Genomic DNA, 26,087 nt, shown 5'->3' on the forward strand with positions numbered 1-26,087 from the left:
ATGAAACTTGCTACCTACAAAGACGGATCGCGCGACGGCCAGCTTGTCGTGGTGTCGCGCGATCTGGGCACGGCCCATTATGCGACCGGCATTGCCAGCCGCCTGCAGCAGGTGCTGGACGACTGGAACTTCATGGCGCCCCAGTTGCAGGACCTGTACGACCAGCTCAATGCCGGCCGCGCGCGCCATCCGTTCCCCTTCGATCCGCAGCAGTGCATGGCGCCGCTGCCGCGCGCCTACCAGTGGGCGGACGGCTCGGCCTACATCAACCACGTGGAGCTGGTGCGCAAGGCGCGCAATGCCGAGGTGCCCGCCAGCTTCTACACCGATCCGCTCATGTACCAGGGCGGCAGCGACGACTTCATCGGCCCCTGCGACGACGTGGTGGTGCCCAGCGAGGCCATGGGCATCGACTTCGAGGCCGAGATTGCCGTCGTCACCGGCGACGTGAAGATGGGCGCCAGCCCGGAGCAGGCCCTGGACGGCATCCGCCTGGTGATGCTGGCCAACGACGTCAGCCTGCGCAACCTGATCCCGGCGGAGCTGGCCAAGGGCTTCGGTTTCTTCCAGTCCAAGCCGGCGACCGCCTTCAGCCCCGTGGCGGTGACGCTGGACGAGCTGGGCGACGCCTGGCAGGGCGGGCGCGTGCACCTCACGCTGCAGTCCACCTGGAACGGCCGCAAGGTGGGCATGTGCGACGCGGGGCCGGAGATGACCTTCCACTTCGGCCAGCTCATCGCGCACATCGCCAAGACACGCAATGTGCGCGCCGGCTCCATCGTGGGCAGCGGCACGGTGAGCAACAAGGACTGGGCCAAGGGCTACAACTGCATTGCCGAAAAGCGCTGCATCGAGACCATCCAGGACGGCCAGCCCAGCACCGAGTTCATGCGCTATGGCGACACCATCCGCATCGAGATGAAGAACAAGGCCGGCCAGAGCCTGTTCGGCGCCATTGACCAGACCATTGCCGCGCCGCAGTAGTTTGAGGTCGTTTTGGGCCGTAGCGCTCGTCCATCAAGCGCGAGCAGCTATTCATAAAAGAGCAAGGAGACAACCGATGGAACGCAGAACCTTCCTGGCGGCCTGTGCCGCCACGGCGGCGGCGCCGTGGGCGCGTGCCGACACGGGCTATCCCAGCCAACCCATCCGCTGGGTGGTGCCCTACCCAGCGGGCGGCGGTACCGACGTGCTGGCGCGCACCGTGGCCGAGGCCATGCGCGGCGGGCTGGGCCAGCAGATCGTGGTGGACAACCGGCCTGGCGCGTCCACCAACATCGGCAGCCAGATCGTCGCCACCGCCAAGCCGGACGGCTACACTGTCATGTCGGCGGACAACGCGCTGCTGGCCTACAACGAGCACCTGTACCGCCGGCTGCCCTTCCACCCGGACAAGGACTTCACGTACATCGGCGGGCTGTCGCGCTTTCCTCTGGTGCTGGTGGTGAATCCGGCGTTCGCGGCGCAGACCTTCCAGGACTTCCTGGCCTATGTGAAGGCCCACCCCGGCCAGGTGAACTACGCCTCGCCCGGCAACGGCTCGCCGCACCACCTGGCGATGGAGTTGTTCAAGCACCGCACGCAGACGTTCCTTACGCACATTCCCTACCGCGGCGCGGCCCCGGCGGTGCAGGACGTGATGGGTGGTCAGGTGCCCTGCATGTTCCTGGACCTTGCGGCCGGCCTGCCGGTGATCCAGTCGGGCAAGGTGCGGGCGCTGGCCATCGGCGCCGCCCGGCGTGCGGCCGCGCTGCCGCACGTGCCCACGCTGGCAGAGGTGGGCGTGGCCGATGCCGAGGTCTATGCGTTTCAGGGCCTGCTGGGCCCGGCCGGGCTGCCGCCGGCCATCACCGCGCGGCTGAATGCCGCGCTGAACCAGGCGTTGGCCGCGCCCGAGGTGGTGGAGCGCATGCGGGCCTTTGGCATGGAACCGCTGGCCGGCACGCCCGAGCAGTTCCACGCGCTGGCCCGCGCCGAGGCGCGGCGCTGGGGGCCGGTCATTGCCGCCACGGGCGTGAAGCTGGATTGAGGTTTGGTGCCAAAAGTGGCTGTAGCGCTTGACAGTCAAGCGCTATCAGCTCACTTTTTGATAGTTAAGAGGCCAGCGGCTCCACCTGCACCCGGCAGTCGTAGAACGTGGGCCCCGCGCCCAGGTCGGTCAGGGCCTGGCTGGTCAGTTCGTTCACGTTGGTGCCGTTGTGGCCCAGCTTGCGCCACCACACGCCCAGGCCGTTCACCACACCGGGACGGGCGCGCCCGTTGAGCGCGGCGTGGCAGGCGTAGCTGCCGCGGTCGTTGAACACGCGCACCAGGGCGCCGTCGGCAATGCCGCGCGCCGCGGCATCTTCGGGGTGGATCTCCAGCAGCGGGCGGCCTTCGATGTCGCGCAGGCTCTGCAGGTTCACGAAGGTGGAGTTGAGGAAGTTGCGCGCCGGCGGCGAGATCATGGCCAGCGGGTAGTCGGCCGAGGTGCCCGCGCCCTCGTGGTTGGGCACGTAGCCCGGCAGCGGATCCAGCCCCTGGTCGGCCAGCCGCTGGCTGTAGAACTCGCATTGGCCCGAGGGCGTGGGAAAGCCGCCGTCGGCGAACGGCGCATCGGGCACGGACAGGGGCGCGAAGCCCTGTTCCAGCAGCAGATCGAAGTCCACCCTGTCGCCATAGGCCTGGCGGCACAGTGCCTCGTCGCTGTCGGCAAAGCAGGGTTCGGTGAAGCCCATGCGCGCGGCCAGGTCGCGGAAGATCTGCGCATTGCTGCGCGCCTGGCCCTGGGGTGCAATCGCGGGCCGGTTGAGCAGCACGTCGGTGTGGCCGTAGGCCAGGTGCACGTCCCAGTGCTCCAACTGCGTGGTCGCGGGCAGGATGTAGTCGGCGTAGTCGGCCGTGTCGGTCTGGAAGTGCTCCAGCACCACGGTGAACAGGTCCTCGCGCGCAAAGCCGCGCACCACTTGGCGGGAGTCCGGCGCCACGGCCACGGGGTTGCTGTTGTAGACCACCAGCGCCTCGATCTTCGGCCCGAAGCTGGGCGAGGCGTCGCGCAGCAGGTCGTCGCCGATGGTCACCATGTTGATGGTGCGCGGGCTGCGGCCCGCCAGCAGGTCGGGGCGCTGCAGCGCGGCCCGGTCCACGGGGAAGCTGCCGGAGCTGGACAGCAGCACGCCGCCCGCGCGGTGGCGCCAGGCGCCCGTGAGTGCCGGTAGGCTGGCGATGGCGCGCACCGCGTTGGCGCCGCCGTGCGTGCGCTGCACGCCGTAGTTCAGGCGGATGGCGGCGGGCCGCGTGGTGCCGTAGTCGTGCGCCAGCCGGCGGATCTGCTCCACGGGCAGGCCGCAGACCTCGGCCGCGCGCTCGGGCGGCCACTGCAGGGCGCGCTCGCGCAGTGGCTCCCAGCCCAGCGTGTGCCGGGCGAGGTAGTCGTGGTCCAGCCAGTCGTGCACGATCAGTTCGTGCATCAGCGCCAGGGCCAGCGCGGCGTCGGTCCCCGGGCGCAGCTGCAGGTGCTCATGGCATTTCTCGGCCGTCTCGCTCTTGCGCGGGTCGATGCAGACCAGGCGGGCGCCGTCGCGCTTGGCCTGCTGCGCGATGCGCCAGAAATGCAGGTTGCTGCCGATGGAGTTGCTGCCCCAGATCAGGATGAGCTGGGCCTCGGCGAAGAACTCCACCTTCATTCCCACCTTGGCACCCAGCGTGTGCACGAGGCCTTCGCCGCCGGCCGTGGCGCAGATGGTGCGCGCCAGCAGCGACGCGCCCAGGCGGTGGAAGAAGCGCCGGTCCATGCTCTCGCCCTGCACCAGCCCCATGGTGCCCGCGTAGCTGTAAGGCTGGATGGCCTGGGGGTCGCGCGCGGCGATGTGCGCCAGGCGCGCCGCGATGTCCCCCAGCGCTTCGTCCCAGCTCACCGGTGTGAACTGCCCACTGCCCTTGGGGCCCGTACGTTTGAGTGGCGTGAGGATGCGCTCGGCATGGTGGGTGCGCTCGGCGTACTTCGACACCTTGGCGCACAGCACGCCGCCGGTCTGTGCATGCGCCGGGTTGCCCTGTACGCGCACGGCGCGGCCGTTCTCCACGGTGGTGAGCAGGGCGCAGGTATCGGGGCAGTCGTGGGGGCAGGCGCCGCGCACCTGGTGGGTGGCCGAAGCGTCGGGGACGGGAGTCGGGAGCATGTGTGGGGACTTTGGTGAGGGATGAACCGGGGGAAACGGGCTTCGGTAAACTTCGCGCCGGGCACTCCGTTTAACGCAGTGCCTTATTTATTTCAATAATGGTTTACTCTGAGGGTTTTCTATGCATTCAACGCGGTTGAGCCGCCGGCAATTCTCGGCAGGGATGGGCGCGGCCCTGCTGACCGGCGCATCCCTGACGCGCGCGCAGAGCGACACGCGCATTGTGCTGGGCCAATCCGCGGCCCTGACCGGGCCTGCCAGCCAATTGGGCCTGCAGTTCCAGGCGGGTGCCAAGCTGGCGTTCGACCAGGTCAACGCCCAGGGCGGCATCGGGCGGCGCACCATCGAGCTGCGCTCGCTGGACGACGGCTACGAGCCCGACCGCTGCGCCGAGAACACGCGCCGCCTGATCAATGAGGACGTGCTGGCCCTCTTTGGCTACGTGGGCACGCCCACCAGCCTGGCCGCGCAACCACTGTTCACGCAGACTAAGGTGCCATTCTTCGCGCCCGTCACGGGCGCGGAATCCCTGCGCCAGCCGTTCAACCGCCTGGCCTTTCACGTGCGCGCCTCCTACGCCGACGAGGCCGAGCTCATCGTGCGCCAGCTCACCAACCTGGGGCTGGACCGTATCGGCGTCTTCTACCAGGACGACGCCTACGGCAAGGCTGGCCTGGACGCCGTGACCCGCGCACTGGCCACGCGCAAGCTGGCGCCCGTGGCGACCGGCACGGTGGCGCGCAACTCCACCAACGTGACGGCTGCCGTGGCGCCGCTGGTGGCGGCGCAGCCCGTGGCCATCGTGCAGATCGGTGCCTATGCCGCCAGTGCGGCGTTCGTGCTGGCCGCGCGCAAGGCGGGGTACGGCGGCAAGTTCTACAACGTTTCCTTCGTGGGCACGCAGGCGCTGGCGGATGCGCTGGGCGCCAACGGCGCGGGCGTGGTGGTGTCGCAGGTGGTGCCTTCGCCCTACCAACAGTCGCGCCAGATCACGCGTGAATTCCAAGAGGCCATCAAGAAGGGCGGCAACGTGCAGGCCAACTACTCCAGCATGGAGGGCTACCTGGCCGCGCGCGTCTTCATCGAGGGGTTGCGCAACGCGCAGGCGCACGCCAGCGGCAAGCTCACGCGCGAGAGCCTGGTGGCGGGGCTGGAATCCCTGCGCGGTTCGGTGGGCGGTTTTACGGTCAACTTCAGCCCGTCCGACCATGAGGGCTCGCGCTTCGTGGAGATGTCCATGCTCACCGGCGACGGCCGCGTGCGCACCTGAGCGCCCCGCGCCCGCCGGCGCCATCGGCGGGCCGCAGGGGCTTCGGGCCCGCTTCGGCGCGGATCGGGGAGCACGGCTAGACTGTGGCATTCCCAGGACGACAGGCCCGATCCCCATGAACATCATCGACTCCATCGCCCGCGAAGCGGCCGCCATCGCCGAGGTGCGGCGCGACATCCATGCCCATCCCGAACTGTGCTTTCAGGAGGTGCGCACGGCCGACGTGATCGCGGCCAAGCTCACCGAATGGGGCATCCCCATCCACCGCGGGCTGGGCACCACCGGTGTGGTGGGCATCGTGCACGGCCGTGACGGCGGTGCCTGCGGCCGCGCCGTGGGCCTGCGCGCAGACATCGACGCCCTGCCCATGCAGGAGTTCAACACCTTCGCCCATGCGAGCAAGCACCAGGGCCGGATGCACGCCTGCGGCCACGACGGCCACACGGCCATGCTGTTGGCGGCGGCGCAGTATTTCTCCAAGCACCGCGACTTCGACGGCACCGTGTATTTGATCTTCCAGCCGGCGGAAGAGGGCGGCGGCGGCGCGCGCGAGATGATCAAGGACGGTCTGTTTGAGCGGTTCCCCATGCAGGCGGTGTTCGGCATGCACAACTGGCCGGGTATGCCGGCCGGCAGCTTTGCCGTGAGCCCCGGCCCGGTGATGGCGTCAAGCAATGAGTTCAAGATCACCATCCGCGGCAAGGGCAGCCACGGCGCCATGCCGCACATGGGCATCGACCCCGTGCCCGTGGCCTGCCAGATGGTGCAGGCGTTCCAGAACATCATCAGCCGCAACAAGAAGCCCATCGAGGCGGGCGTGATCTCGGTGACGATGATCCACGCCGGCGAGGCCACCAACGTAGTGCCCGACAGCTGCGAGCTGCAGGGCACGGTGCGCACCTTCTCCACCGAGCTGCTGGACATGATCGAGCGCCGCATGCGGCAGGTGGCCGAGCACACCTGCGCCGCGTTCGAGGCGCGCTGCGAATTCGAGTTCGTGCGCAATTACCCCCCCACCATCAACTCGCCGGCCGAGGCCGAGTTCGCGCGCCAGGTGATGGTGGGCATCGTGGGTGAAGACAAGGTGCTGGCGCAGGAGCCCACCGGGGGCGCGGAGGATTTTTCCTTCATGCTGCAGGCCAAGCCGGGCGCCTATGTGTTCATCGCCAACGGCGACGGCGACCACCGCGCCATGGGCCACGGCGGCGGTCCCTGCACACTGCACAACCCCAGCTACGACTTCAACGATGCGCTGATTCCGCTGGGCGGCACCTATTGGGTGGAACTGGCGCGCCAATGGCTGGCACAGCCCACGGCCTGAGAGGTTCCGGGTCCCCGTGAGGCGGCATTCACATGGCTGACATGCCCAGGCTCCACCGTTGCGCGGTGGGGCCTTTTTTACATGTCCAAAGGGGGTTTCGATGATCGGTATCCCGCAGGCGTTCGCCGCAAGGTACGCACAGGCGCGGGCCCAATTTGTTGGCGCCGCGGCGGTGGCCGGCCTGGCGCTGCAGCCGCAGGTGCATCCGCTGTGCGGCCCCAATGGCGAAACGCTGGCGCTGGACGTGGTGCGGGAGGGGCCGCTTGACGCGCCCCGTCTGCTCATCGTGAGCAGCGGCTGCCACGGCGTGGAGGGCCTGTGCGGTAGCGGCGTGCAGGTGTTCGCGCTGCAGGATGGCGAGTGGCGGGCCAAGGCACGGGCGCAGCGTGTGGCCGTGCTCTACCTGCATGCGCTCAACCCGTACGGCTTCGCCCACCTGCGCCGCGTGACACACGAAAACGTGGACCTGAATCGCAATTTCGTGGACTTCAGCCAGCCGTTGCCGGCCAACCCCGCCTACAGTGCGCTGCACCCCGTGTTGTTGCCGCCCGAATGGCCGCCCAGCGAGGCCAATACGCAGGCCTTGCTCGGTCTGCTGAATACGCACGGCTTGCAGGCGCTGCAGGCGGCGATCACCCGCGGGCAGTACCAGCACCCGGACGGCCTGTACTTCGGCGGCACGGCGCCCACCTGGAGCAACCGCACGTTGCGCTCCGTGCTGCGCCGCGAGGGCGCGCGCGCCGAACGCATCGCCTGGGTGGACCTGCACACGGGCCTGGGGCCGAGCGGCCATGGCGAGCGCATCCATGCGGGGCGCGACGAGGCGCAGGCCCTGGCGCGTGCGCGCCGCTGGTGGGACGGGGGTGGCGCCACGCCGGTCACGTCCACCGAAGACGGCTCCTCCACCTCCGCGCCGCTCACGGGGCTGATGTGCAACAGCGCCTATGACGAGTGCCCGCAGGCGGAGGTCACGGCCCTCACGCTGGAGTTCGGCACGCAGCCCGCGTCCGCCGTGCTGCAGGCGCTGCGGGCGGACCATTGGCTGCACCGGCATCCCGAGGCATCGCCCGCCCTGGCCGCGCGGGTCCATGCCCAGATGCGCGAGGCCTTCTACACCGACACCGACGCCTGGAAGGGCCAGGTGATCAGCCAGGCGCGGCAGGTGCTGTTCCAGGCCGTGGATGGGCTGTGCATGGCGTGACCCTGGGGAGACTTTAAAAAAGAACGGTCGTTCGTGTTTTGACTACACTGTGCGGCGATACCAACCCTGAACCGGAGACACTCCATGTCCGATCTGAACGCCACCTTCGAGGCCGCCGTGGCCAATTCCAAGAACCTCAGCGAGCGCCCCGACAACCCGACGCTGCTGAAGATCTATGCGTTGTACAAGCAGGCCACCGCCGGCGACAACGCCGAGAAGAAGCCGAGCTTCTCTGACATCGTGGGGCGCGCCAAGTGGGACGCGTGGGAAAAGCTCAAGGGCACGTCCGGCGACGCGGCCAAGCAGCAGTACATCGACTTGATCGAATCCCTGCGCGGCTGAGCGCTGTGGGCCCGCCAGCGTGTGGGCCCCCCAGGCCGCGAAGCCGCAGGCAGGCATGCGGGCGGGGGCAACGCGGCGTCAGCCTCCGCCGTGGGCCACCCGGGGCGGCTGTGGCGCCAGCGCCTGCAGCGCGGCGGTGCGCTCGGCCTGCGGCGCCTGGGCCAGCGCCCGCACGGCTGCATGAAAGCGCGGCCAGTCGCGCCCCTCGCGCTCGAACAGCGCCATGAATGCGGGCACCCCTTCGTCATAAGCCGCCTGCGCGGCGAAGCTGGCGTTATTGGCATCGCGCACCCAACGGTCCAGCGCCGCCAGTTGTGCCTCCGGGACGTGTGCGGCCAGCCAGCGCGCGCGCAGCGTGGCATAGGCCGCGCGGAAGTCCTGCATTGCTTCTTTTTTCATAGCTGATAGCGCTTGATGGTCGGGCGTTACAGCCCCATTTGATGCATAAATCTCGGCCAGCCGTCGGCGCGTTGCCTGGGTCAGCGCGCGCCATTGCGCGCGGCGCTCCTCGCTGGCCGCGAACTGGGCGCGGGTGGCCGGGGTGGCGTGCTGCTGCAGCCAGCGCTGCACGCCCAGCCGCTCCACCGCCGTGGCGTAGGATTCGTTGAACGCGGTATCGCCCTCGGCATACGCCACCTGGTGCGCCAATTCGTGCAGCAGCAGCCGCACGAAGTCGCCCTCGGGCCAGCCGATGAAGGTGGACAGCAGCGGGTCGCCCCCCATCCAGTTGCTGTAGCCCAGCGTGGAATACGCGGGTACGCCGTACACGCTGACCTCCAGTCCCGTGGCCGCCAGGCGCGCGGCCTCGGCCCGTGCGCCGGGCTCGTCGAAGTAGCCGCGGTAGCCGATGCAGCCGGTGATCGGAAAGCACCAGCGGTGCAGCGTGAGCGAATAGGGGCCCGCCGCCACCACGTTCCACACGGCAGCCGTGCGGTCCAGGCGCGCATAGCGGCGGTAGCTGGCGTTGTCGGGCAGGGCCAGCTCGTCCACCGCGAACGCCCGGGCGCGCTGGGCCAGCTGCAGCCGCTCGCGCAGCGGCGCGGAGGTGTCGGGGTGGGTGATCCACTCCTGCACCGGGCGCGCGGCGTTCATGATCTCCAGGTGCCCGCGCAGGGACTGCCAGTAGTAGCCCAACGTGCCGCCCGACTGGGCGCAGCCGCCCAGCAGCAGCGCGGCTGCCAGCAGTGGCCACGGGCGCCGGGGCGATGGGGTGGATGTGCTCATGGTGGCGGAGGCGGGTGCGGCCAAGCATAGCAAGACGTTCTTGCGCCATGCGACCCAACCCCCACAATGCCCCCATGCTCGAAACCACCGAACCCTCCTCCCCAGACGAAGCCAGTGGCCTGTTCACCGACGAGGGCGGCCATGCGCGCTGCTTCTGGTGCGGCGCCAGCCCGCTGTACCAGCACTACCACGACCACGAATGGGGCTTCCCGGTGACGGACGAGCGCCGCCTGTTCGAGAAGCTCTGCCTGGAGGGGTTCCAGGCCGGCTTGTCGTGGATCACCATCCTGAACAAGCGCGAGGCCTTCCGCGCGGCGCTGGCGCAGTTCGAGGCCGAGCCGCTGGCGGACTTCGGCGCCGCCGAGGTGGACCAACTGATGGGCAACGCCGGTATCGTGCGCCACCGCGGCAAGATCGAGTCGGCCATCAACAATGCGCGCCGCGTGCTGGAGCTGCGCCGCGAGTTCGGGTCGCTGGCGCACTATGTGTGGCGCTATGCGCCCCTGGCCGCGCAGCAGCGGCCCGAGCGCATGACGCTGCCTGCGGTGCGTGCGATGACCACCTCGGCGGCGTCGGTGGCGCTGTCCAAGGATTTGAAGAAGCGTGGGTTCAGCTTCGTGGGTCCAACCACCATGTATGCCTTCATGCAGGCCATGGGGCTGGTCAACGACCACCTGGAGGGCTGCGGCGCACGCGCTGCGGCAGAGGCCGCGCGCGCCGCGTTCACACCCCCCGCTGCGGGCTGATGCGCGCCCCAAAGCCGGCTTAAGGCCTGCTCACGCTATTCGCACTGGCAAAAATAGTGTGAACAGGCCCTAAACCACCGCGTCGGACCGGACCACGATGTGGTCAAACCCCAGATGGTGCAGGCACTCGCGCAGGATGAGCAGCGTGGCCGCGAAGGCGTTGTCCTGCGCAAGGGTGTCTTGCGTGGCGGGGCGCCCTAGGCTGAGGGCGGCCAGGCGGTTGAAGGTGTCCTCCACCGCTTCCAGCGACAGGTGCAACTCCGGCTGCGCCGGCAGGCCCGCAGCCAGCGCGATCTGGCGTATGCCGCCGTCGGCTGTGTAGAGCGTGGAGCCGGGCGCCAGCAGGGCGCGCACCGGCATCACCGCATCTTCCACCAGCATGATCGCGTGCTCCAGATCGGCCTCCGTGGGCGGCTGGTGGGCAAAGCAGGTGGCGGCCGTCACGCGCGCACCGATGTCCAGCGTGCGCAGCAGCGCGGGCGCGTCTGCGGCGCCGCTCAGCAGCCGCGTGTGCGCGCCACCGATGTGCAGCGTGGTGAGGGCGTCGGCCATGCCCTCGGCGCGCAGGGCCTGGTACAGCGCGGCGGCATCTTCGGGAGACAGTGGCGCGGGCGTCTGGGGCATGGGGCCTTCCGGTAGCGGGAATGCGGCGATTGTGCGGCACGGGCTGCGTGCAGCGCCGCCCATGAAAAAGCCCTCCGAAGAGGGCTTGCAGGCTAAGCCGGGCAAAAGGGGCGATCAGCCGCCCTTGTTGCTGCGCTTGCCAGGGTTTTTCTTGCTGCGCGTGGCCACGCCGCGCTCCAGGCTCACGCGCTGGCCGCGGCCGTGCGTGGTCACTGCCATGCCGGGCATGGGGGTGGGACGGGGAGTGCGCTTGCGGTCGGCTTCGGTGACGATTTTGTTGCCCATGATGGCTCCTGAAATGAAAACGGTGAAAACTCCCTATTAGGCCATAGCCGCGAGCGCCCTTCCAAGGCCGAGGGGTGTGCCAGGCGCGACACCAAATATGCTATTAATAAATGAGCTGTTGGCGCATGTCTGGCGGGACATCCACCGCAATTTTTCCGCGGCATTGCCGGTGGCGGTGCGCGCGGCACCTGTCAGACAGCACCTTGCTGGCATGTCGGCCAGCGCCCATTGACGGGCCTGCCCGCGCCCTTCAAGAATGGCAGTCGTCATGGAGACCGAGGGACATGCCATGAAGCTTCTGCTCCACTCCCTGGAGGCCAGCCTGGCGCTTTCCCCTGTAGGGGTGGCTGTCGAACTGCCCGACGGCGCGCGCCTGGGTGACGCCAATGCCGACCTGCGGTTGCGTTTTCGCGACCGCATGGCCGTGGTGGCCCTGGCCATGGGCGAGATCGGCAACGTGGGCGCGGCCATCGTCGAAGGCCGCGTGGCGTTGGAAGGCAGCATGCGCCAGTTGATGACGGCGGCCGCGGCGCTGCTCAAGCTGAACCCCACGCACGAGGGAGCGGCGACTGGGTGGCAGCGCGTGTTGCTGCGTGCGCGTTCGATGGCGGCGCACACCCTGTCCCATGACGCACGCAATATCCAGTTCCACTACGACCTGTCCGACGACTTCTACGCCCTGTGGCTGGACCCGCGGCGCGTCTATTCCTGCGCCTATTACCGCACGCCTGACATGAGCTTGGCCCAGGCACAGGAGGCCAAGCTGGACCACATCTGCCGCAAGCTCCTGCTGCGTCCCGGCGACCGCTTCCTGGACATTGGCGCCGGCTGGGGCGGGCTGCTGCTGTGGGCCGCGCAGGAGTATGGCGTGGACGCTACGGGCATCACGCTGTCGCGCAACCAGCATGCGCATGTGCAGCGGCTCATCGAGGAGCGCGGCCTGCAGGGTCGTGTGCGCATGCAGTTGCTGGACTACCGCGAACTGCAGGTGGAGCAGCCGTTCGACAAGATTGCCTCGGTCGGCATGTTCGAACATGTGGGCCGTTCGCAGATGGAGCGGTACTTCGCCACCGTGCACCGTCTGCTGCGCCCGGGCGGCCTGCTGCTCAACCACGGCATCACGTCGGGCGGGCTGGACAACCCACGGCTGGGCGCCGGCTTGGGCGATTTCATCGAGCGCTACATCTTCCCCGGCGGCGAACTTCTGCATGTGAGCACGGTGCTGCACGACATGGCCCGGGCCGGGCTGGAGATGGTGGACACGGAGAACCTGCGCCCCCACTACGCCCGCACGCTGTGGGCCTGGTCGGATGCGCTGGAGGCCCGTCAGGACGAGGCGCGCAGCGTGCTGGTCGCGCAGCACGGCAAGGAACGCGGCGAGAAGGCCCTGCGCGCCTACCGGCTGTACCTGGCGGGCTGCGCCCTGGCCTTCGAGCGCGGCTGGACCGCGCTGCACCAGATGCTGGCCGTGCGGCCCACGGGCCACGCGGAAGATGGCGTGCTCAAGGGTGCGCAGTCCGACTATCCTTTCAGCCGCGCCTACATGTATGAAGGCCCTGCGGCCATCCACTGATCCTTTGTCCTGGAACTTCGATGCTTTTCAAATTCAAATCCCGCGCCACCGCCGACGTCATCATGCTGGAGCCCAATGGCAAACAGCTGCTGGAGATCATCGGCAAGTCGCCGAATGAGCCGCACGGCATCATCACCGCCGCGCAGATTCCTGCCGCCATCCGCGCGCTGGAAGAGGCGGTAGCGGTTGAAGAGGCCGCTGCAGCGGCCACCGCCCCGGACGAGGACGATCAGACCGAGGAAGAGGCCCCTCGCGGCGACGGCGTGCGCCTGCGCCAGCGCGCGGCGCCCTTCATCGACATGCTGCGCCGCAGCGCCGCCGAGGATTGCGACGTGGTCTGGTGACGCGCAGCGCGCCCCGGCGGGCGCGCGCATCCGATCTTCAATCCACCTTCGCGCCCGACGCCTTCACCACCTGCGCCCACTTGCGGTGCTCGCGGTCGATCAGGCTGGCAAATTCGGCGCTCGTATTGCCGCCGGGAATCGCTCCCTGGGACAGTAGCCGCTCCTTGACGGCAGGGGTGGCCAGCGCCTTGGCCACCTCCTGTTGGACGCGCTGGACGATGTCGGCCGGCGTGCCCGCGGGCGCCAGCAGTCCGAACCATGAACTGGCTTCGAAGCCCTTGAGCGCGGGGCCGCCGGCCTCTTCCACCGTGGGGACGTCGGGCAGGGCGGTGGAGCGTTTCGCGCTGGTGACCGCCAGCGCCTTGAGCTTGCCGCCTTTGATATGGGCCATGGAGGAGGGCAGGTTGTCGAACATCACGTCCATGTTGCCGCCCACCATGTCCAGCAGCGCGGGCGCAGATCCGCGGTAGGGCATGTGCAGCATGTAGGTGCCGGTCATGCTCTTGAACAGCTCGCCGGCCAGGTGGATCGAGGTGCCGTTGCCGCTGGACGCCATGTTGAGCTTGCCCGGGTTGGCTTGGGCATAGCGGATGAAGTCCTGCACAGTGTTGATGCCCAGGCTGCGCGCCTTCTCGGTGTTCATGACCATCACGTTGGGCACCGACGCGACAAGCGTGACGGGCGCGAAGTCCTTGATCGGGTCGTAGGGCAACTGCTTGTACAGCGCGCGGTTGATGCCATGCGTGCCCACGGTGCCCATCAGCAGCGTGTATCCGTCAGGGGCGGACCTGGCCACCAGTTCGGCACCGATGTTGCCTCCCGCGCCGCCGCGGTTGTCCACGATGAACTGCTGGCCAAAGGCCTTGCCCAGCTCGGGCGCAATGGCGCGCGCCAGGATGTCGGTGGTACCCCCGGCGGCGAACGGCACCACGATGCGGACCGGCTTGGCCGGCCATGGGCTGGCTTGGGCATACGCGGCGCCCGTGGCGCCCAGGCCCAATGCAAGAAGCGCCCCGATGGCGTGCAGGGCCTGGCGGCGCGGTGGGGTGCGGCGTGGGGTGGATGTGTGCGGCATGCGGTCTTTCCAAAAAGCGTGAAAGAAGGCTTCGGTTGTAGGCGCCGCAGCCGCGCAGGGGCAGCAGGATTACCCGCAGTTCCCATGAAAAAACGCCCGGTGCGCGGGCACCGGGCGTTGGCAGGAAAGGCGGGCAGACGGACGCGCCCGCCGCGCTGGCGCAGATCAGTCGGCGTAAGTGCCGGCTGCCTTGATCACCATGCCCCACTTTTCGATTTCGGACTGCACGAACTTCTTGTGTTCGGCCGGCAGCACGCGCTTGTCGGCCACCACCACGGCGCCCAGGCCTTCCTGCTTCTTGATGAAGTCAGGATCCTTCACGGCCACTTGCAGCGCTTCGTTGATGCGCGTCAGCACGGCGGCGGGCGTGCCCTTGGGGGCATACAGGCCATGCCAGACGGAGACGTTGAAGTCTTTCAGGCCGCTTTCCTGCAGCGTCGGCAAGTCCTTGAGCGACGGCATCGTCAGGCGCTGGTTGGTGGTCACGGCAAAGGCCTTGACCTTCTTGCCCTCGATCTGCGTCGTGGTGTTGGTGGTCTGGTCGCACATCAGGTCGATCTGGCCGCCAATCAGGTCGGTGATGGCGGGCGCCGCGCCCTTGTAGGCCACAGGCGTCATGTGCGACTGCAGCGCGTGCTGGAACATCAGGCCGCACAGATGGCCGGCCGAGCCCAGGCCGGAGTGGCCCAGGTTCACCTTTTCCTTGTTCTGCGCAATCCAGGTGGCCAATTCCTTGTAGTTCTTGGCATCCAGCGTCGGGCGCGAGATGATGGTCATGGGCACGTCGTTGACGATGCCCAGGAACTCGAAGTCGTTCAACACGTTGAACGACAGCTTGCGGTACAGCGTGGGGATGGTAGCCATGCCGATGTGGTTCAGCAGCAGGGTGTAGCCGTCCGGCTGTGCGCGGGCCACCTTGGCTGCGCCAATGGTGCTGCCTGCACCGGCGGCGTTTTCGACGACGACCGTAGCACCGCCCAGGGGCTTGCGCAGGGCCTCTGCCAGGTCACGGGCCACGCGGTCGGTGGGGCCGCCGGCCGAGAAGGGCACGACGATGGTGATGTTCTTGTCCTTGACCGGATAGGCCTGGGCGGATGCGCCGAATGCAGCCAGGATGGCGGCCGCTCCCACGGCGATCTTGAATGTCGTTCTCATGATGCTCCTTGGAAAAGAGGCGCAATCATAGAGAGAAACGGCGTGCCGGACATCAAGGAAACCCCCGAGGCCGCACCGCCTGACAAATGGGCGACGTTTGACCCCAGGGGGTTGACGCGGCTGCGGGCGGCTTGTGTGCCGCGCACGACGCTGTGGCGACGGACGGCGCCGGCCGGCCGCCCCGCGGGGCATCAGCGGTAGCTGCGCGCGTCCTCGATGACCTTGCCGTCGTTGGGCAGGCTGCCGGGGGGCACCATCTGCACGTCGCCGCGCAGCTTGGTCACTTCGCGCAGCGCTTCGGCCAGTTGCTGGGCCATGCCTGCGGCGGTTTCCGTGGTCTCCACCTGCAGCACCATCTGGTCGTTGGCCATCTCGCCGCTGACCACCAGCCGCGCGCGCTGCACCTGGGGGAAGCGCTTGACCACGCTGGCAATCTGGCCGGGATGCACGAACATGCCGCGCACTTTGGTGGTCTGGTCCGCGCGGCCCATCCAGCCCTTGATGCGGGTGTTGGTGCGGCCCGTGGGGCACTGGCCCGGCAGTACGGCCGACAGGTCGCCGGTGCCGAAGCGGATCAGCGGGTAGTCGGGGTTCAGCGTGGTGATGACCAGCTCGCCCACTTCGCCCTCGGGCACCGGGTCGCCGGTGCCCGGGCGCACGATCTCGACGATCACGCCCTCGTCCAGCACCAGGCCTTCGCGCGCGCTGGTCTCATAGGCGATCAGGCCCAGGTCTGCCGTGGCGTAGCACTGGTAGCCCGTCACGCCGCGCGCGGCCAGCCAGTCGCGCAGCGAGGGCGGGAAGGCCTCGCCCGAGACCAGCGCCTTGGTCACGCTGGGCAGCGCCACGCCGTGTTCGTGGGCCTTGTCGAGGATGATCTTCAGGAAGCTGGGCGTGCCGATGTAGCCGGCCGGGCGCAGTTCGGCCATGGCCTGCACCTGCTGCTCGGTCTGCCCCGTGCCGCCCGGAAAGACCGTGCAGCCCAGCGCGTGGGCGCCAGTCTCCATCATCGATCCGGCAGGCACGAAGTGGTAGCTGAAGCTGTTGTGGATCAGCTCGCCGGGGCGAAACCCCGCGGCATACATGGCGCGTGCCATGCGCCAGTAGTCCGGCCGCGCGCCCTCGGGCTCATAGATGGTGCCGGGGCTGGCGAACACGCGGGGCATGTGGCGCCCGAATCCCAGGGCGCTGAAGCCGCCGAACGCATTCTGGCCGCGCTGCGCCTGCTGGCGCTCCAGCAGTTCGTACTTGCGCGTGACGGGCAGGCGGGCCAGCGCGGCGCGGTCGGTGATGGTGGTGGCGTCCACGCCCGCCAGGATGCCGGCGAAGGCGGGGCTGGCCTGCTGGGCGTGGGCGATCTGCCGGGGCAGGGCCGCCATGAGGGCGGCTTCACGCTCGGCGGGGGCGCGGGTTTCCAGGGCGTCGTAGAACATGCTCATGCCTGGGTCTCCTGTCGTTGGGAGGGGTTTAGGGAAAAATCGGCCTCCAGAGCTTGCCTGCCAAGCGCTAGAAGCTATTAATTTGAGAGTAATTAGGCCAGCCAGCGCTTGCGGCGCTTGTAGCTCTTGACGTCCTTGAAGCTCTTGCGCTCGCCACCGCCGACGCCCAGGTAGAACTCCTTCACGTCTTCGTTGCTGGCCAGGTCCTGCGCGGCGCCGTCCATGACGATGCGGCCGCTTTCCATGATGTAGCCGTAGTCCGCGTACTTCAGCGCCATGTTGGTGTTCTGCTCGGCCAGCAGGAAGGTCGTGCCTTCCTTGGCGTTGAGATCCTTCACGATGTTGAACACCTCTTCCACGATCTGCGGCGCCAGGCCCATGGAGGGCTCGTCCAGCAGCACGATGTTGGGGTTGCTCATGATGGCTCGGCCGATCGCGCACATCTGCTGCTCCCCGCCCGAGGTGTAGGCCGCCTGGCTGGTGCGGCGCGTCTTCAGGCGCGGGAAGTAGTTGTAGACCTTCTCCAGGTTGGCGGCGATCTCGCCCTTGTCGGTGCGCGTGTAGCTGCCGGTGAGCAGGTTCTCCTCTATGGTCAGGTGGGCGAAGCAGTGGCGCCCCTCCATGACCTGCACCACGCCGCGCTTGACCAGGTCGGCGGGCGAGAGGTTCTGGATCTGCTCGCCGCGCAGCTCGATGCTGCCCTTGGTGACCTCGCCGCGCTCGCCCTTGAGCAGGTTGGAGATCGCGCGCAGCGTGGTCGTCTTGCCCGCGCCGTTGCCGCCCAGCAGGGCGACAATGCCCTTCTCGGGCAGTTGCAGCGACACGCCCTTGAGCACCAGGATCACATGGTTGTAGATGACCTCGATGCCATTGACGCTGAGAACGATGTTTCTGGACTCCATAGCCTTGCCCTTGTAGTGGTGCCAATCGGCAGGGCTGTCGCCACAGCCCTCTCGATTGGCGGCTGCCCTGCGCAGCCGCTTGAACCTGGCGCAACCCGCGCCAGCAGGCGCCGTGGAACGGGTCTTGCCCGACCACCGGCGCCATCCCCCTTCCCGAGCAGAAGGGCGATGGCGCGCAGCGCCTCAGGGGACGTCCTTAGGACTGGCAGTCGCCCGCTTCGCGGCGGGACATCTTCTTGTCGGCGAGGTACTTGTCCGCGCCGGCCTTGACCATAGGCTTGATGACCTGCTCATCGGCCTGGTACCAATCGGACGAGAACTTCCACTGCTTGCCGTCCCAGGTGTGCACGCGGGCCCAGGTAGAACCCATGTGGTCCGCGCAGCTGGTGGACAGCGGGCGCATCAGGTCGGTGAAGCCCAGCGCGTCCAGTTTTTTCTGGTCCAGCGCCAGGTTTTCCATGCCCCAACGCACCTGCTCGCCGGTCATGACCTTGCCCTTGCCGAAGCGCTCCTGCGCGCGGCGCACGGCCTCCACGCCCAGCATCTGGATGATCACGCCGCGCGTGTACAGCACCGAGCCCACTTCGTCCTTGGGGCCCGTGCCCTGGTTGGCGCCATGCACGTGCTTGAGGATGTCCTGCATGACCTTGGACTGCGTGCCATGGCCGTTGAGCGCCAGCGCGTGGTAGCCCTTGGCGCCATCGCCCACGTCGCGCACGTCCGGCTCGGCACCGGCCCACCACACACCGTACATCTTGTCGCGCGGGTAGCCCGTGGCCTGGGCTTCCTTCAGGGCGGTGGAGTTCATCACGCCCCAGCCCCACAGCAGCACGTAGTCGGGGCGGCTCTGGCGCACCTGCAGCCAGGTGGCCTTCTGCTCCACGCCGGGCGCGGTCACGGGCAGCATCTGCAGCTCGAAGCCGTGCATCTTGGAGCGCTCCTGCAGCAGCGGGATCGGCTCCTTGCCGAAGGGGCTGTCGTGGTAGACCAGTGCGATCTTCTTGCCCTTGAGCTTGTCCAGGCCGCCGGCGTTCTTGCCGATGTGCTGGATCAGGATGTCGGCGCCGGTCCAGTAGCTGCCCATGTAGGGGAAATTCCACTTGAAGGCCATGCCATCCTGCGCGACGGACAGGCCGTAGCCCAGCGTCATCAGCGGGATCTTGTCCACGGGCGCCTTCTCGGTCAGCGCGAAGGTGATGCCGGTGGCCTGCGGGTCGAACAGCGTCACGCCGGGGCGGCTCTTCAGACGCTCGTAGCACTCCACGCCGCGGTCGGTGGCGTAGCCGGTCTCGCACTCTTCCCAGGTCAGCTTCACGCCGTTCACGCCGCCGTCGCGCGCGTTGATCATCTTGATGTAGTCCTGCTTGCCGTTGGCCCAGGGCACGCCGTTCGGGGCGTAGGGGCCCGTGCGGTACGACAGCAGGGGGAAGAACTGTTCCTTGGCCTGGGCGGCGGCGCCGCCTGCAAAGCCGGCCAGGGTGCAGGCCACCGTGGCGGCCGCAGCGAGTCGGGTGAATTTCATGGTCTTGTCTCCTTGTGGTTGGATGGAACGTCGCCTGAATTGCGCCGGTCGGCGCGGAACACACCTTGCAATGGCATCAATGGGGGAAGGGCCACACGCGCATCTTCTGCTTGCCGATGGACCACAGCTTGGCCAGGCCGTGTGGCTCCACGATGAGGAACCACACGATCAGCGCGCCGAAGATCATCAGTTCCGCATGCGACACGGCGGCGGTGGAGATGTCCACGCCGAACAGGCCGGCCACCGCGGGCAGGAACTGGTTCAGAAAGATGGGCAGCACCACGATGAAGGCCGCGCCGAAGAACGCGCCCATGATGGAACCCATGCCGCCGATGATGACCATGAACAGCAGGCGGAACGACACCTCGACCGAGAATGCCGCCGGCTCCCACGAACCCAGGTGCACGAAGGCCCACAGCGCGCCCGCCATGCCGACGATGAAGGAGCTGACGGCGAAGGCGCTGAGCTTGGCGTACATCGGGCGGATGCCGATCACGGCGGCGGCCACGTCCATGTCGCGGATGGCCATCCATTCGCGGCCGATGGCGCCGCGCACCAGGTTCTTGGCCAGCAGGGCCACGACCACCAGGAGCGTCAGGCAGAACAGGTACTTGGCCATGGCGCTGTCCAGCGGCATGCCGAAGACCTGCAGGTTGCTGACCGAGACCGAACCCGAGTCGGAATTGTTGGTGAACCACTTGATGCGCAGGAACATCCAGTCGCTGAAGAACTGCGCCGCCAGCGTGGCCACGGCCAGGTACAGCCCTTTCACCCGCAGGCTGGGCAGCCCGAACAGGATGCCGAAGAACGTGGCGCACAGCCCGCCCAGGATGAGGGCCGGAACCAGCGGCATCCCAGGGAAGCGCACGAAGAAGTTGAAGGCCCCGTAGGCGCCCACCGCCATGAAGGCGCCCGAGCCCAGCGAGATCTGCCCGCAGTAGCCCACGAGGATGTTCACGCCCAGCGCGGCCATGGACATGATGACCAGCGGGATCAGGATGGCGCGGTAGAAGTAGTCCGACGCCATCGCGGGCACCGCCACGAAGGCCACGGCCAACAGCAGCAGGATGGCGATGCGGTCCTGGGTGATGGGAAAGATCTGCTGGTCGGCCTTGTAGGTGGTCTTGAACTGGCCGTTTTCGCGGTAGAACATTATTTACTCCAAATCTTTCAACCAAGGGCGATGATCTTTTGGCTGCGGGCACTGCGTGCCCTCGCAGGAAGACCATCCTTCGCCTGCGGCGAAGAACCCTGCGGGTTGATCGCGTATGTCATACGCGATCGATGATCTTCTCGCCGAACAAACCTTGGGGCCGGAACAGCAGGAACACGAGGGCCAGCACGTAGGCAAACCAGATCTCGATGCCGCCGCCCACGAAGGGGCCCAGGTACACCTCGGAGAGCTTCTCGCCCACGCCGATGATCAGCCCGCCGATGATGGCGCCCGGCACCGAGGTCAGGCCTCCCAGGATCACCACCGGCAGCGCGCGCAGCGCCACCGTGGTCAGCGAGAACTGCACGCCCAGCTTGGAGCCCCAGATCATCCCGGCCACCAGTGCCACGACACCGGCGACACACCACACGATGACCCAGATGTGGTTGAGCGGGATGCCGATGGACTGCGCCGCCTGGTGGTCGTCGGCCACGGCGCGCAATGCGCGGCCGGTCTTGGTCTTTTGAAAGAAGATGCTCAGCACCACCACCAGGGCGGCGGCAATGCCTGCGGCAATCACGTCTTCCTTGTTCACGAGCACGCCGCCCTCGAACACGGTGTCCAGCAGGAACACCGGGTCCTTGGGCATGCCGATGTCGATCTTGTAGATGTCGCTGCCGAAGAAGGTCTGGCCCAGGCCTTCCAGGAAGTAGGTGATGCCCAGCGTGGCCATGAGCAGCGTGGCGCCTTCCTGGTTCACGAGGTGGCGCAGCACCAGGCGCTCGATGAACCAGGCCACTGCGAACATGCACAGGCCCGCGATCAGGAAGGCTGCCAGATTGGCCACGATGGGGTTGCTGATGCCGGTCCACTCCGGGATCCACTCGGCAAAGCGCGCCATGGCCAGGGCCGCGAACAGCACCATGGCACCCTGCGCGAAGTTGAAGACGCCCGAGGCCTTGAAGATCAGCACGAAGCCGAGTGCCACCAGCGCGTAGAGCATGCCGGCCATCAGGCCGCCGATCAGGGTTTCGAGAAAGAATGCCATTTGCTTGCCCTCAGTGGCTGGTGCCCAGGTAGGCGCGAATCACGTCTTCGTTGTTGCGCACTTCGTCCGGCGCGCCGTCGCCGATCTTTTTGCCGTAGTCCAGCACCACGACGCGGTCGCTGATGTCCATCACCACGCCCATGTCGTGTTCGATGAGGACGATGGTGGTGCCGAACTCGTCGTTCACATCCAGGATGAAGCGGCACATGTCCTGCTTCTCCTCCACGTTCATGCCGGCCATGGGTTCATCGAGCAGCAGCACCTGAGGTTCCATGGCGAGGGCCCGGCCCAAGTCCACGCGCTTTTGCAGGCCGTAGGGCAACTGGCCGACGGGGGTCTTGCGGTGCGCCTGGATCTCCAGGAAGTCGATGATGTGTTCGACCGTCTCGCGGTGGGCGATCTCCTCGCGCTCGGCCGGTCCGATGCGCAGTGCCTGCAGGAGCAGGTTGCTTTTGATCTTGAGGTTGCGCCCGGTCATGATGTTGTCGATCACGCTCATGCCCTTGAACAACGCCAGGTTCTGGAAAGTGCGCGCGATGCCCATCTCGGCGACCTGGCGGCTGTTCATGTGGCCGAACGTCTGGCCGCGGAAGGTGATGGAGCCCTCGGACGGCGTGTACACGCCGTTGATGCAGTTGAGCATGGAGCTCTTGCCCGCGCCGTTGGGGCCGATGATCGAGCGGATCTCGTGCTCGCGCACGTTGAACGAAATGTCGGTGAGCGCCTTGACGCCGCCGAACCGCAGGCTGATGTTCTTGACGTCGAGGATGACGTCGCCAATCTTCTTGCTGGTCATGTGTCTGCTGCCTCGTTGCGTGTCAGGCGGCCGCCCGGGTGGCGGGGAAGGTCTTGGCGTCGGTGATCTTCAGCGTGGCGCTCACGCTGCCCTTGCGCCCGTCCTCGAACTTCACCTGCGTTTCGATGAACTGCTCGGCCTTGCCCGTGTACAGCGCGTCCACCAGCACGCCGTACTTCTCGGCGATGAAATTGCGGCGCACCTTGCGCGTGCGGGTCAGTTCGTCGTCGTCGGGGTCCAGCTCCTTGTGCAGCACGAGGAAGCGCGCGACCTGCGTGTCGGCCATGCCAGCTTCGGCGGCCAGGTCGGCGTTCACCTGCGAGATGCAGTCGGCGATCAGCTCGATCACCCTGGGCTTGGAGGCCAGGTCCACATAGCCGCCGTAAGGGATGCCCTGTCGCTCGGCCCAGTTGCCCACGGCCTCGTAGTCGATGTTGATGAAGGCGCAGACCTGATCGCGCTGGTTGCCGAAGCAGACGGCTTCCTTGATGTGCGGGAAGAACTTGAGCTTGTTCTCGATGTAGTTGGGCGCGAACATGGCGCCGCTGGCCGTCTTGCCCACGTCCTTGGCGCGGTCGATGATGCGCAGCTGGCCGTTGGCGTCGATCACGCCGGCATCGCCGGTGTGGAAGTAGCCTTCGGCGTCGATCACCTCGGCGGTGGCGTCGGGCCGCTTGTAGTACTCCTTGAGCACCGACACGCCCTTGACCAGCACCTCGCCGTTGTCGGCGATCTTCAGCTCGATGCCGGGGGCCGCCTGGCCCACGGTGTTCAGATCCACCTGGCCATCACGCTGCAGGCAGACGTAGGCGCAGGTTTCCGTCTGACCGTAGAGCTGCTTGAGGTTGATTCCGATGGAGCGGAAGAAGCGGAACAGGTCGGGCCCGATGGCCGCGCCTGCCGTGTAGGCCACGCGGATGCGCGACAGGCCCATCACGTTGCGCAGCGGTCCGTAGATGGCGAGATCGGCCAGGCGGTACTTGAGGCGGTCGATTGCGCCCACGGGCTTGCCGTCCAGGAGATCGGAGCCCACGCGGCGCGCCAGCTGCATGCATTTCTCGAACAGCCAGCGCTTGGGCGCAGCGGCGTCTTCCATGCGGATGGAGACCGACGTCAGCATGCCTTCGAACACGCGCGGCGGGGCGAAGTAGTAGGTGGGGCCGATCTCGCGCAGGTCGATGGAGACGGTGCTGGCCGACTCGGGGCAGTTGATGGTGAAGCCGGCCACCATCCACTGCGCGAGCGAAAAGAGATGGTCGCCCACCCACGCCGGGGGCAGGTAGGAAATCACGTTGTCCTGCGGGCCCAGGCGGTCCACCTCCACCGCGCCTTGCGCAGAGGCGATGAAGCTGGCATGCGTCTGGCACACGCCCTTGGGCTTGCCCGTGGTGCCCGAGGTGTAGAGGATCACCGACACGTCCTGCGGGTCGATCTGCTCCACCAGTGCATCCCATGCGCCGGGGTGGGCCTTGTCCCACTCGGCGCCGCGCGCCACCAACTGCGCGGTGCTGATGAGGCCCGGCTGGTCGTAGTGGCGCAGGCCGCGCGGGTCGTCATAGATGATGTGCTGGATGCCGGATACCGATTCGCGCACCTCCAGCAGCTTGTCCACCTGTTCCTGGTTTTCGGCAAACGCGAAGGCAATCTCCGCGTCCTGGATAACGAAGGTCATCTCGGCGGCCACTGCGTCCTGGTACAGCGGAATCGGCACGCCCCCCACGCTTTGCACGGCCACGAAGCCCATGTACAGGTGTGGCCGGTTGTCGCTGATCAGCGCCAGGTTCTGGCCCTTGGCAAAGCCCAGCGACAGCAGGCCGCAGGCCATGTGGCGCACCTCGGCCGCGGCGTCCTTCCAGCTCCAGGTCTGCCAGATGCCATATTCTTTCTCGCGCAGTGCTGCAGCGTCGGGGCGCTGGGCGGCGTGCTGCAGCAGTAGATGGGGGAATGTGGTCTTCATTCCGGTTCCTATCAGGGTCTGTGGAGGGCAGCGCACGGGAAACTAGAAGTCCGCTGCCGGTTTGCAACCAATGGTAGGAACGACTTTGACGTTATCTTGTCTTTACGATGACAATTCAAGGGTTAGTCCTCAGGGGTCTAACCCTGACCGCCCTCGACAGGTGGTGATCGCGGGAGGCTGAGGGGTTCATGGGCGCGACAGGCGAGGGCGCTATGCTCGCCGCCATGTACGCCCCGTTCTTCGGACTCGAACACCCGCCTTTTTCCATCGCGCCCGACCCGCGCTACCTCTTCATGAGCGAGCGCCATCGCGAAGCCCTGGCCCACCTGCTGTACGGCCTGGATGCGGGCGGCGGCTTCGTGCTGCTCACCGGCGAGATCGGGACCGGCAAGACCACGGTGTGCCGCTGCTTCCTGGAACAGATTCCGCCGCAGTGCAACGTCGCTTACATCTTCAACCCGAAGCTCACGGTGCCTGAGCTGCTGCGCTCCATCTGCGACGAATTCGGCGTGGCGCACCGCCCCGCCATACCGGGGGCGGAGACCGTGAAGGACTGCCTGGACCCGCTCAACGACTTCTTGCTGCAGCAGCACGCGGCGGGGCGCAACAACGTGCTCATCATCGATGAGGCGCAGAACCTCGCGCCCGATGTGCTGGAACAGCTGCGCCTGCTCACCAACCTCGAGACCAGCGAGCGCAAGCTGCTGCAGATCATCCTCATCGGCCAGCCCGAGCTGCGTGCAATGGTGGCGGCGCCGGAGCTGGAGCAGCTCGCGCAGCGCGTGATCGCGCGCTACCACCTGGACGCCTTGAGCGCCGACGAAACACGCCAGTACATCGCCCACCGCATGGCCGTGGCCGGGCTGCAAGGGCCGCTGCCTTTTCAGCAGCGGGCGCTGGCGCGCGTGCACGCGCTCACGGGTGGCGTGCCGCGGCGCATCAACCTGCTGTGCGACCGTGCCCTGCTGGGTGCCTACGGCGCGGGTGTGCGCGAGGTGACCGATGCCATGGTGCGCCGCGCCGCGCGCGAGGTGTTCGATGCGCCCGCCACGGCGCGCCCGCGCCCGGGCTCGGCAGGGCGCTGGCTCGCCGCTGGAACCGGCGGGCTGGTGGGCGCGGCGGCGCTGGGCGGGCTGGCCTGGGCCCTGGGCTGGTGGCCGCTCGCAGACGGTGGCGCCGGCTCCACACAGGCACAGACACAGACACAGAGGCCGGCCATCGCCGCGTCGGCTGCGGCCGTGCCCGCGTCATCCCCCGCCTCGGCTGCTTCTGCACCCGACGCGCCGGCCCCGCCAGCGCCCCCGCCGACGTTGGCGCAGTTCCTGGCCATCCAGCCCGTGGCGCAGGCGCCGGCGGCCTGGCAGGCGCTGGCCCGGCAGTGGCAGGCGAGCGTGTCCGACGGCGCCGCGGACCCCTGCGCCGCGCTGGCGTCCGAGGGCCTGCGCTGCTACCGCAGCCGCCGCGCCAGCCTGAACCTGCTGCGCCAGCTCGACCGGCCCGTGCTGCTGATGCTGCGGCCCGCCGAGGGCGATGCGCAGGGCGAGGCCCTGGCGCCTGAGGTGGCGGTCTTGCTGCGCCGGCTGGATGACGGCACCGCCACGCTGGAAGGCGTGCAGGGCCAGACGCTGCAGGTGCGCGTGACGGAGCTTGCGCCGCTGTGGCGCGGCGAGGTTGCCACGCTGTGGAAGGCCCCTGCCGAGCTGGCCGATTCGGGCGACGTCACCGCCACTGCCGCGGGCGCCGCTTGGCTGGACCAGCAACTGGCGGCCGCCGGCGCGGGCGCCGCCGCAGCCCGTACCGCAACGCCCGCCGCGCGCCGCGCGCGCATCCACCAATTTCAGCTGGGCCAGGGCCTCACGCCCGATGGCCGCGCTGGTCCCTTGACCCTGATGTTGCTCAACCGCGCCGCAGGCGTGCCGGAGCCGCGTTTGCTCAGCGGAGCCTGAACCC

23 protein-coding genes are annotated in these 26,087 nt (G+C 67.8%); 10 read left to right on the forward strand and 13 right to left on the reverse strand.

Annotation, left to right across the window (positions count from 1 at the left end; translation table 11 throughout):
• Together DTPSY_RS02175 and DTPSY_RS02180 are read left to right on the forward strand one after the other, a co-directional pair.
• Window positions 1–984, forward strand: a complete 984-nt coding sequence (locus tag DTPSY_RS02175; RefSeq protein WP_012655481.1) for a fumarylacetoacetate hydrolase family protein — start codon at window positions 1–3, stop codon at window positions 982–984.
• A 76-nt stretch (window positions 985–1,060) separates the two neighbouring features.
• Window positions 1,061–2,029 carry a Bug family tripartite tricarboxylate transporter substrate binding protein gene (locus DTPSY_RS02180; RefSeq protein ID WP_012655482.1) on the forward strand — a complete coding sequence of 323 codons (969 nt, stop codon included), beginning with the start codon at window positions 1,061–1,063 and terminating at the stop codon, window positions 2,027–2,029.
• 64 nt (window positions 2,030–2,093) lie between these two features.
• On the opposite strand, the gene DTPSY_RS02185 is transcribed toward DTPSY_RS02180, so the two are convergent.
• Entirely contained in the window at window positions 2,094–4,160 is a 2,067-nt protein-coding gene (locus tag DTPSY_RS02185) for a molybdopterin-containing oxidoreductase family protein (RefSeq protein WP_012655483.1), read from the reverse strand.
• Between the two features lie 121 nt (window positions 4,161–4,281).
• Here DTPSY_RS02185 and DTPSY_RS02190 point away from each other — a divergent pair, with 121 nt between their 5' ends.
• From DTPSY_RS02190 to DTPSY_RS02205, 4 genes are all read left to right on the forward strand, one after another.
• On the forward strand, window positions 4,282–5,430 hold the full coding sequence (locus DTPSY_RS02190) for an ABC transporter substrate-binding protein (RefSeq protein ID WP_012655484.1): 1,149 nt from the start codon (window positions 4,282–4,284) through the stop codon (window positions 5,428–5,430).
• 115 nt (window positions 5,431–5,545) lie between these two features.
• Window positions 5,546–6,751, forward strand: coding sequence for a M20 aminoacylase family protein (locus DTPSY_RS02195; RefSeq protein WP_012655485.1), 1,206 nt, complete (start codon window positions 5,546–5,548; stop codon window positions 6,749–6,751).
• Between the two features lie 100 nt (window positions 6,752–6,851).
• Window positions 6,852–7,952, forward strand: coding sequence for a M14 family metallopeptidase (locus DTPSY_RS02200; protein ID WP_012655486.1), 1,101 nt, complete (start codon window positions 6,852–6,854; stop codon window positions 7,950–7,952).
• Window positions 7,953–8,036: 84 nt separating this feature from the next.
• Window positions 8,037–8,294 (forward strand): acyl-CoA-binding protein, encoded by a 258-nt coding sequence (locus DTPSY_RS02205; protein ID WP_011803915.1) that lies wholly within the window; start codon window positions 8,037–8,039, stop codon window positions 8,292–8,294.
• A 78-nt stretch (window positions 8,295–8,372) separates the two neighbouring features.
• Here the strand turns inward: DTPSY_RS02205 and DTPSY_RS02210 are convergent, their stop codons facing one another.
• Window positions 8,373–9,518, reverse strand: coding sequence for an aminopeptidase (locus DTPSY_RS02210; protein WP_012655487.1), 1,146 nt, complete (start codon window positions 9,516–9,518; stop codon window positions 8,373–8,375).
• A 74-nt stretch (window positions 9,519–9,592) separates the two neighbouring features.
• Here DTPSY_RS02210 and DTPSY_RS02215 point away from each other — a divergent pair, with 74 nt between their 5' ends.
• Window positions 9,593–10,264 carry a DNA-3-methyladenine glycosylase I gene (locus tag DTPSY_RS02215; RefSeq protein ID WP_041838779.1) on the forward strand — a complete coding sequence of 224 codons (672 nt, stop codon included), beginning with the start codon at window positions 9,593–9,595 and terminating at the stop codon, window positions 10,262–10,264.
• 69 nt (window positions 10,265–10,333) lie between these two features.
• Here the strand turns inward: DTPSY_RS02215 and DTPSY_RS02220 are convergent, their stop codons facing one another.
• Both DTPSY_RS02220 and DTPSY_RS18510 read right to left on the reverse strand, forming a co-directional pair.
• Entirely contained in the window at window positions 10,334–10,888 is a 555-nt protein-coding gene (locus tag DTPSY_RS02220; RefSeq protein ID WP_238526557.1) for a hypothetical protein, read from the reverse strand.
• 114 nt (window positions 10,889–11,002) lie between these two features.
• Window positions 11,003–11,173, reverse strand: a complete 171-nt coding sequence (locus DTPSY_RS18510) for a hypothetical protein (protein ID WP_012655490.1) — start codon at window positions 11,171–11,173, stop codon at window positions 11,003–11,005.
• A gap of 289 nt (window positions 11,174–11,462) precedes the next feature.
• Here DTPSY_RS18510 and DTPSY_RS02225 point away from each other — a divergent pair, with 289 nt between their 5' ends.
• Both DTPSY_RS02225 and DTPSY_RS02230 read left to right on the forward strand, forming a co-directional pair.
• Window positions 11,463–12,746, forward strand: coding sequence for a class I SAM-dependent methyltransferase (locus DTPSY_RS02225; RefSeq protein ID WP_012655491.1), 1,284 nt, complete (start codon window positions 11,463–11,465; stop codon window positions 12,744–12,746).
• A gap of 20 nt (window positions 12,747–12,766) precedes the next feature.
• Window positions 12,767–13,090: a DUF1840 domain-containing protein gene (locus tag DTPSY_RS02230; protein WP_011803921.1), complete on the forward strand. Its 324-nt coding sequence runs from the start codon at window positions 12,767–12,769 to the stop codon at window positions 13,088–13,090.
• Between the two features lie 37 nt (window positions 13,091–13,127).
• On the opposite strand, the gene DTPSY_RS02235 is transcribed toward DTPSY_RS02230, so the two are convergent.
• From DTPSY_RS02235 to DTPSY_RS02275, 9 genes are all read right to left on the reverse strand, one after another.
• Window positions 13,128–14,165, reverse strand: a complete 1,038-nt coding sequence (locus DTPSY_RS02235) for a Bug family tripartite tricarboxylate transporter substrate binding protein (protein ID WP_012655492.1) — start codon at window positions 14,163–14,165, stop codon at window positions 13,128–13,130.
• A gap of 165 nt (window positions 14,166–14,330) precedes the next feature.
• Window positions 14,331–15,320 carry a tripartite tricarboxylate transporter substrate-binding protein gene (locus DTPSY_RS02240; RefSeq protein ID WP_012655493.1) on the reverse strand — a complete coding sequence of 330 codons (990 nt, stop codon included), beginning with the start codon at window positions 15,318–15,320 and terminating at the stop codon, window positions 14,331–14,333.
• A gap of 191 nt (window positions 15,321–15,511) precedes the next feature.
• A complete protein-coding gene (locus tag DTPSY_RS02245) occupies window positions 15,512–16,759 on the reverse strand; it encodes a phenylacetate--CoA ligase family protein (RefSeq protein ID WP_012655494.1) in 1,248 nt (415 codons plus the stop codon).
• Between the two features lie 92 nt (window positions 16,760–16,851).
• The gene (locus DTPSY_RS02250) at window positions 16,852–17,661 is read right to left on the reverse strand and encodes an ABC transporter ATP-binding protein (protein ID WP_012655495.1); all 810 of its coding nucleotides are present in this window, start codon (window positions 17,659–17,661) and stop codon (window positions 16,852–16,854) included.
• 196 nt (window positions 17,662–17,857) lie between these two features.
• Window positions 17,858–19,183 carry an ABC transporter substrate-binding protein gene (locus tag DTPSY_RS02255; protein WP_012655496.1) on the reverse strand — a complete coding sequence of 442 codons (1,326 nt, stop codon included), beginning with the start codon at window positions 19,181–19,183 and terminating at the stop codon, window positions 17,858–17,860.
• Window positions 19,184–19,259: 76 nt separating this feature from the next.
• Window positions 19,260–20,336 (reverse strand): branched-chain amino acid ABC transporter permease, encoded by a 1,077-nt coding sequence (locus DTPSY_RS02260; protein ID WP_012655497.1) that lies wholly within the window; start codon window positions 20,334–20,336, stop codon window positions 19,260–19,262.
• Between the two features lie 118 nt (window positions 20,337–20,454).
• Window positions 20,455–21,384 carry a branched-chain amino acid ABC transporter permease gene (locus DTPSY_RS02265; RefSeq protein ID WP_012655498.1) on the reverse strand — a complete coding sequence of 310 codons (930 nt, stop codon included), beginning with the start codon at window positions 21,382–21,384 and terminating at the stop codon, window positions 20,455–20,457.
• A 10-nt stretch (window positions 21,385–21,394) separates the two neighbouring features.
• The gene (locus tag DTPSY_RS02270; RefSeq protein WP_012655499.1) at window positions 21,395–22,180 is read right to left on the reverse strand and encodes an ABC transporter ATP-binding protein; all 786 of its coding nucleotides are present in this window, start codon (window positions 22,178–22,180) and stop codon (window positions 21,395–21,397) included.
• 22 nt (window positions 22,181–22,202) lie between these two features.
• Complete coding sequence (locus DTPSY_RS02275) at window positions 22,203–24,137, reverse strand: AMP-dependent synthetase/ligase (RefSeq protein ID WP_012655500.1); 1,935 nt, start codon at window positions 24,135–24,137, stop codon at window positions 22,203–22,205.
• Between the two features lie 224 nt (window positions 24,138–24,361).
• Here DTPSY_RS02275 and DTPSY_RS02280 point away from each other — a divergent pair, with 224 nt between their 5' ends.
• Window positions 24,362–26,083: an ExeA family protein gene (locus DTPSY_RS02280; protein WP_041838938.1), complete on the forward strand. Its 1,722-nt coding sequence runs from the start codon at window positions 24,362–24,364 to the stop codon at window positions 26,081–26,083.
• Window positions 26,084–26,087 lie beyond the last annotated feature (4 nt).

This window comes from [Acidovorax] ebreus TPSY (genome assembly GCF_000022305.1).
GTDB lineage: Bacteria > Pseudomonadota > Gammaproteobacteria > Burkholderiales > Burkholderiaceae_C > Diaphorobacter > Diaphorobacter nitroreducens.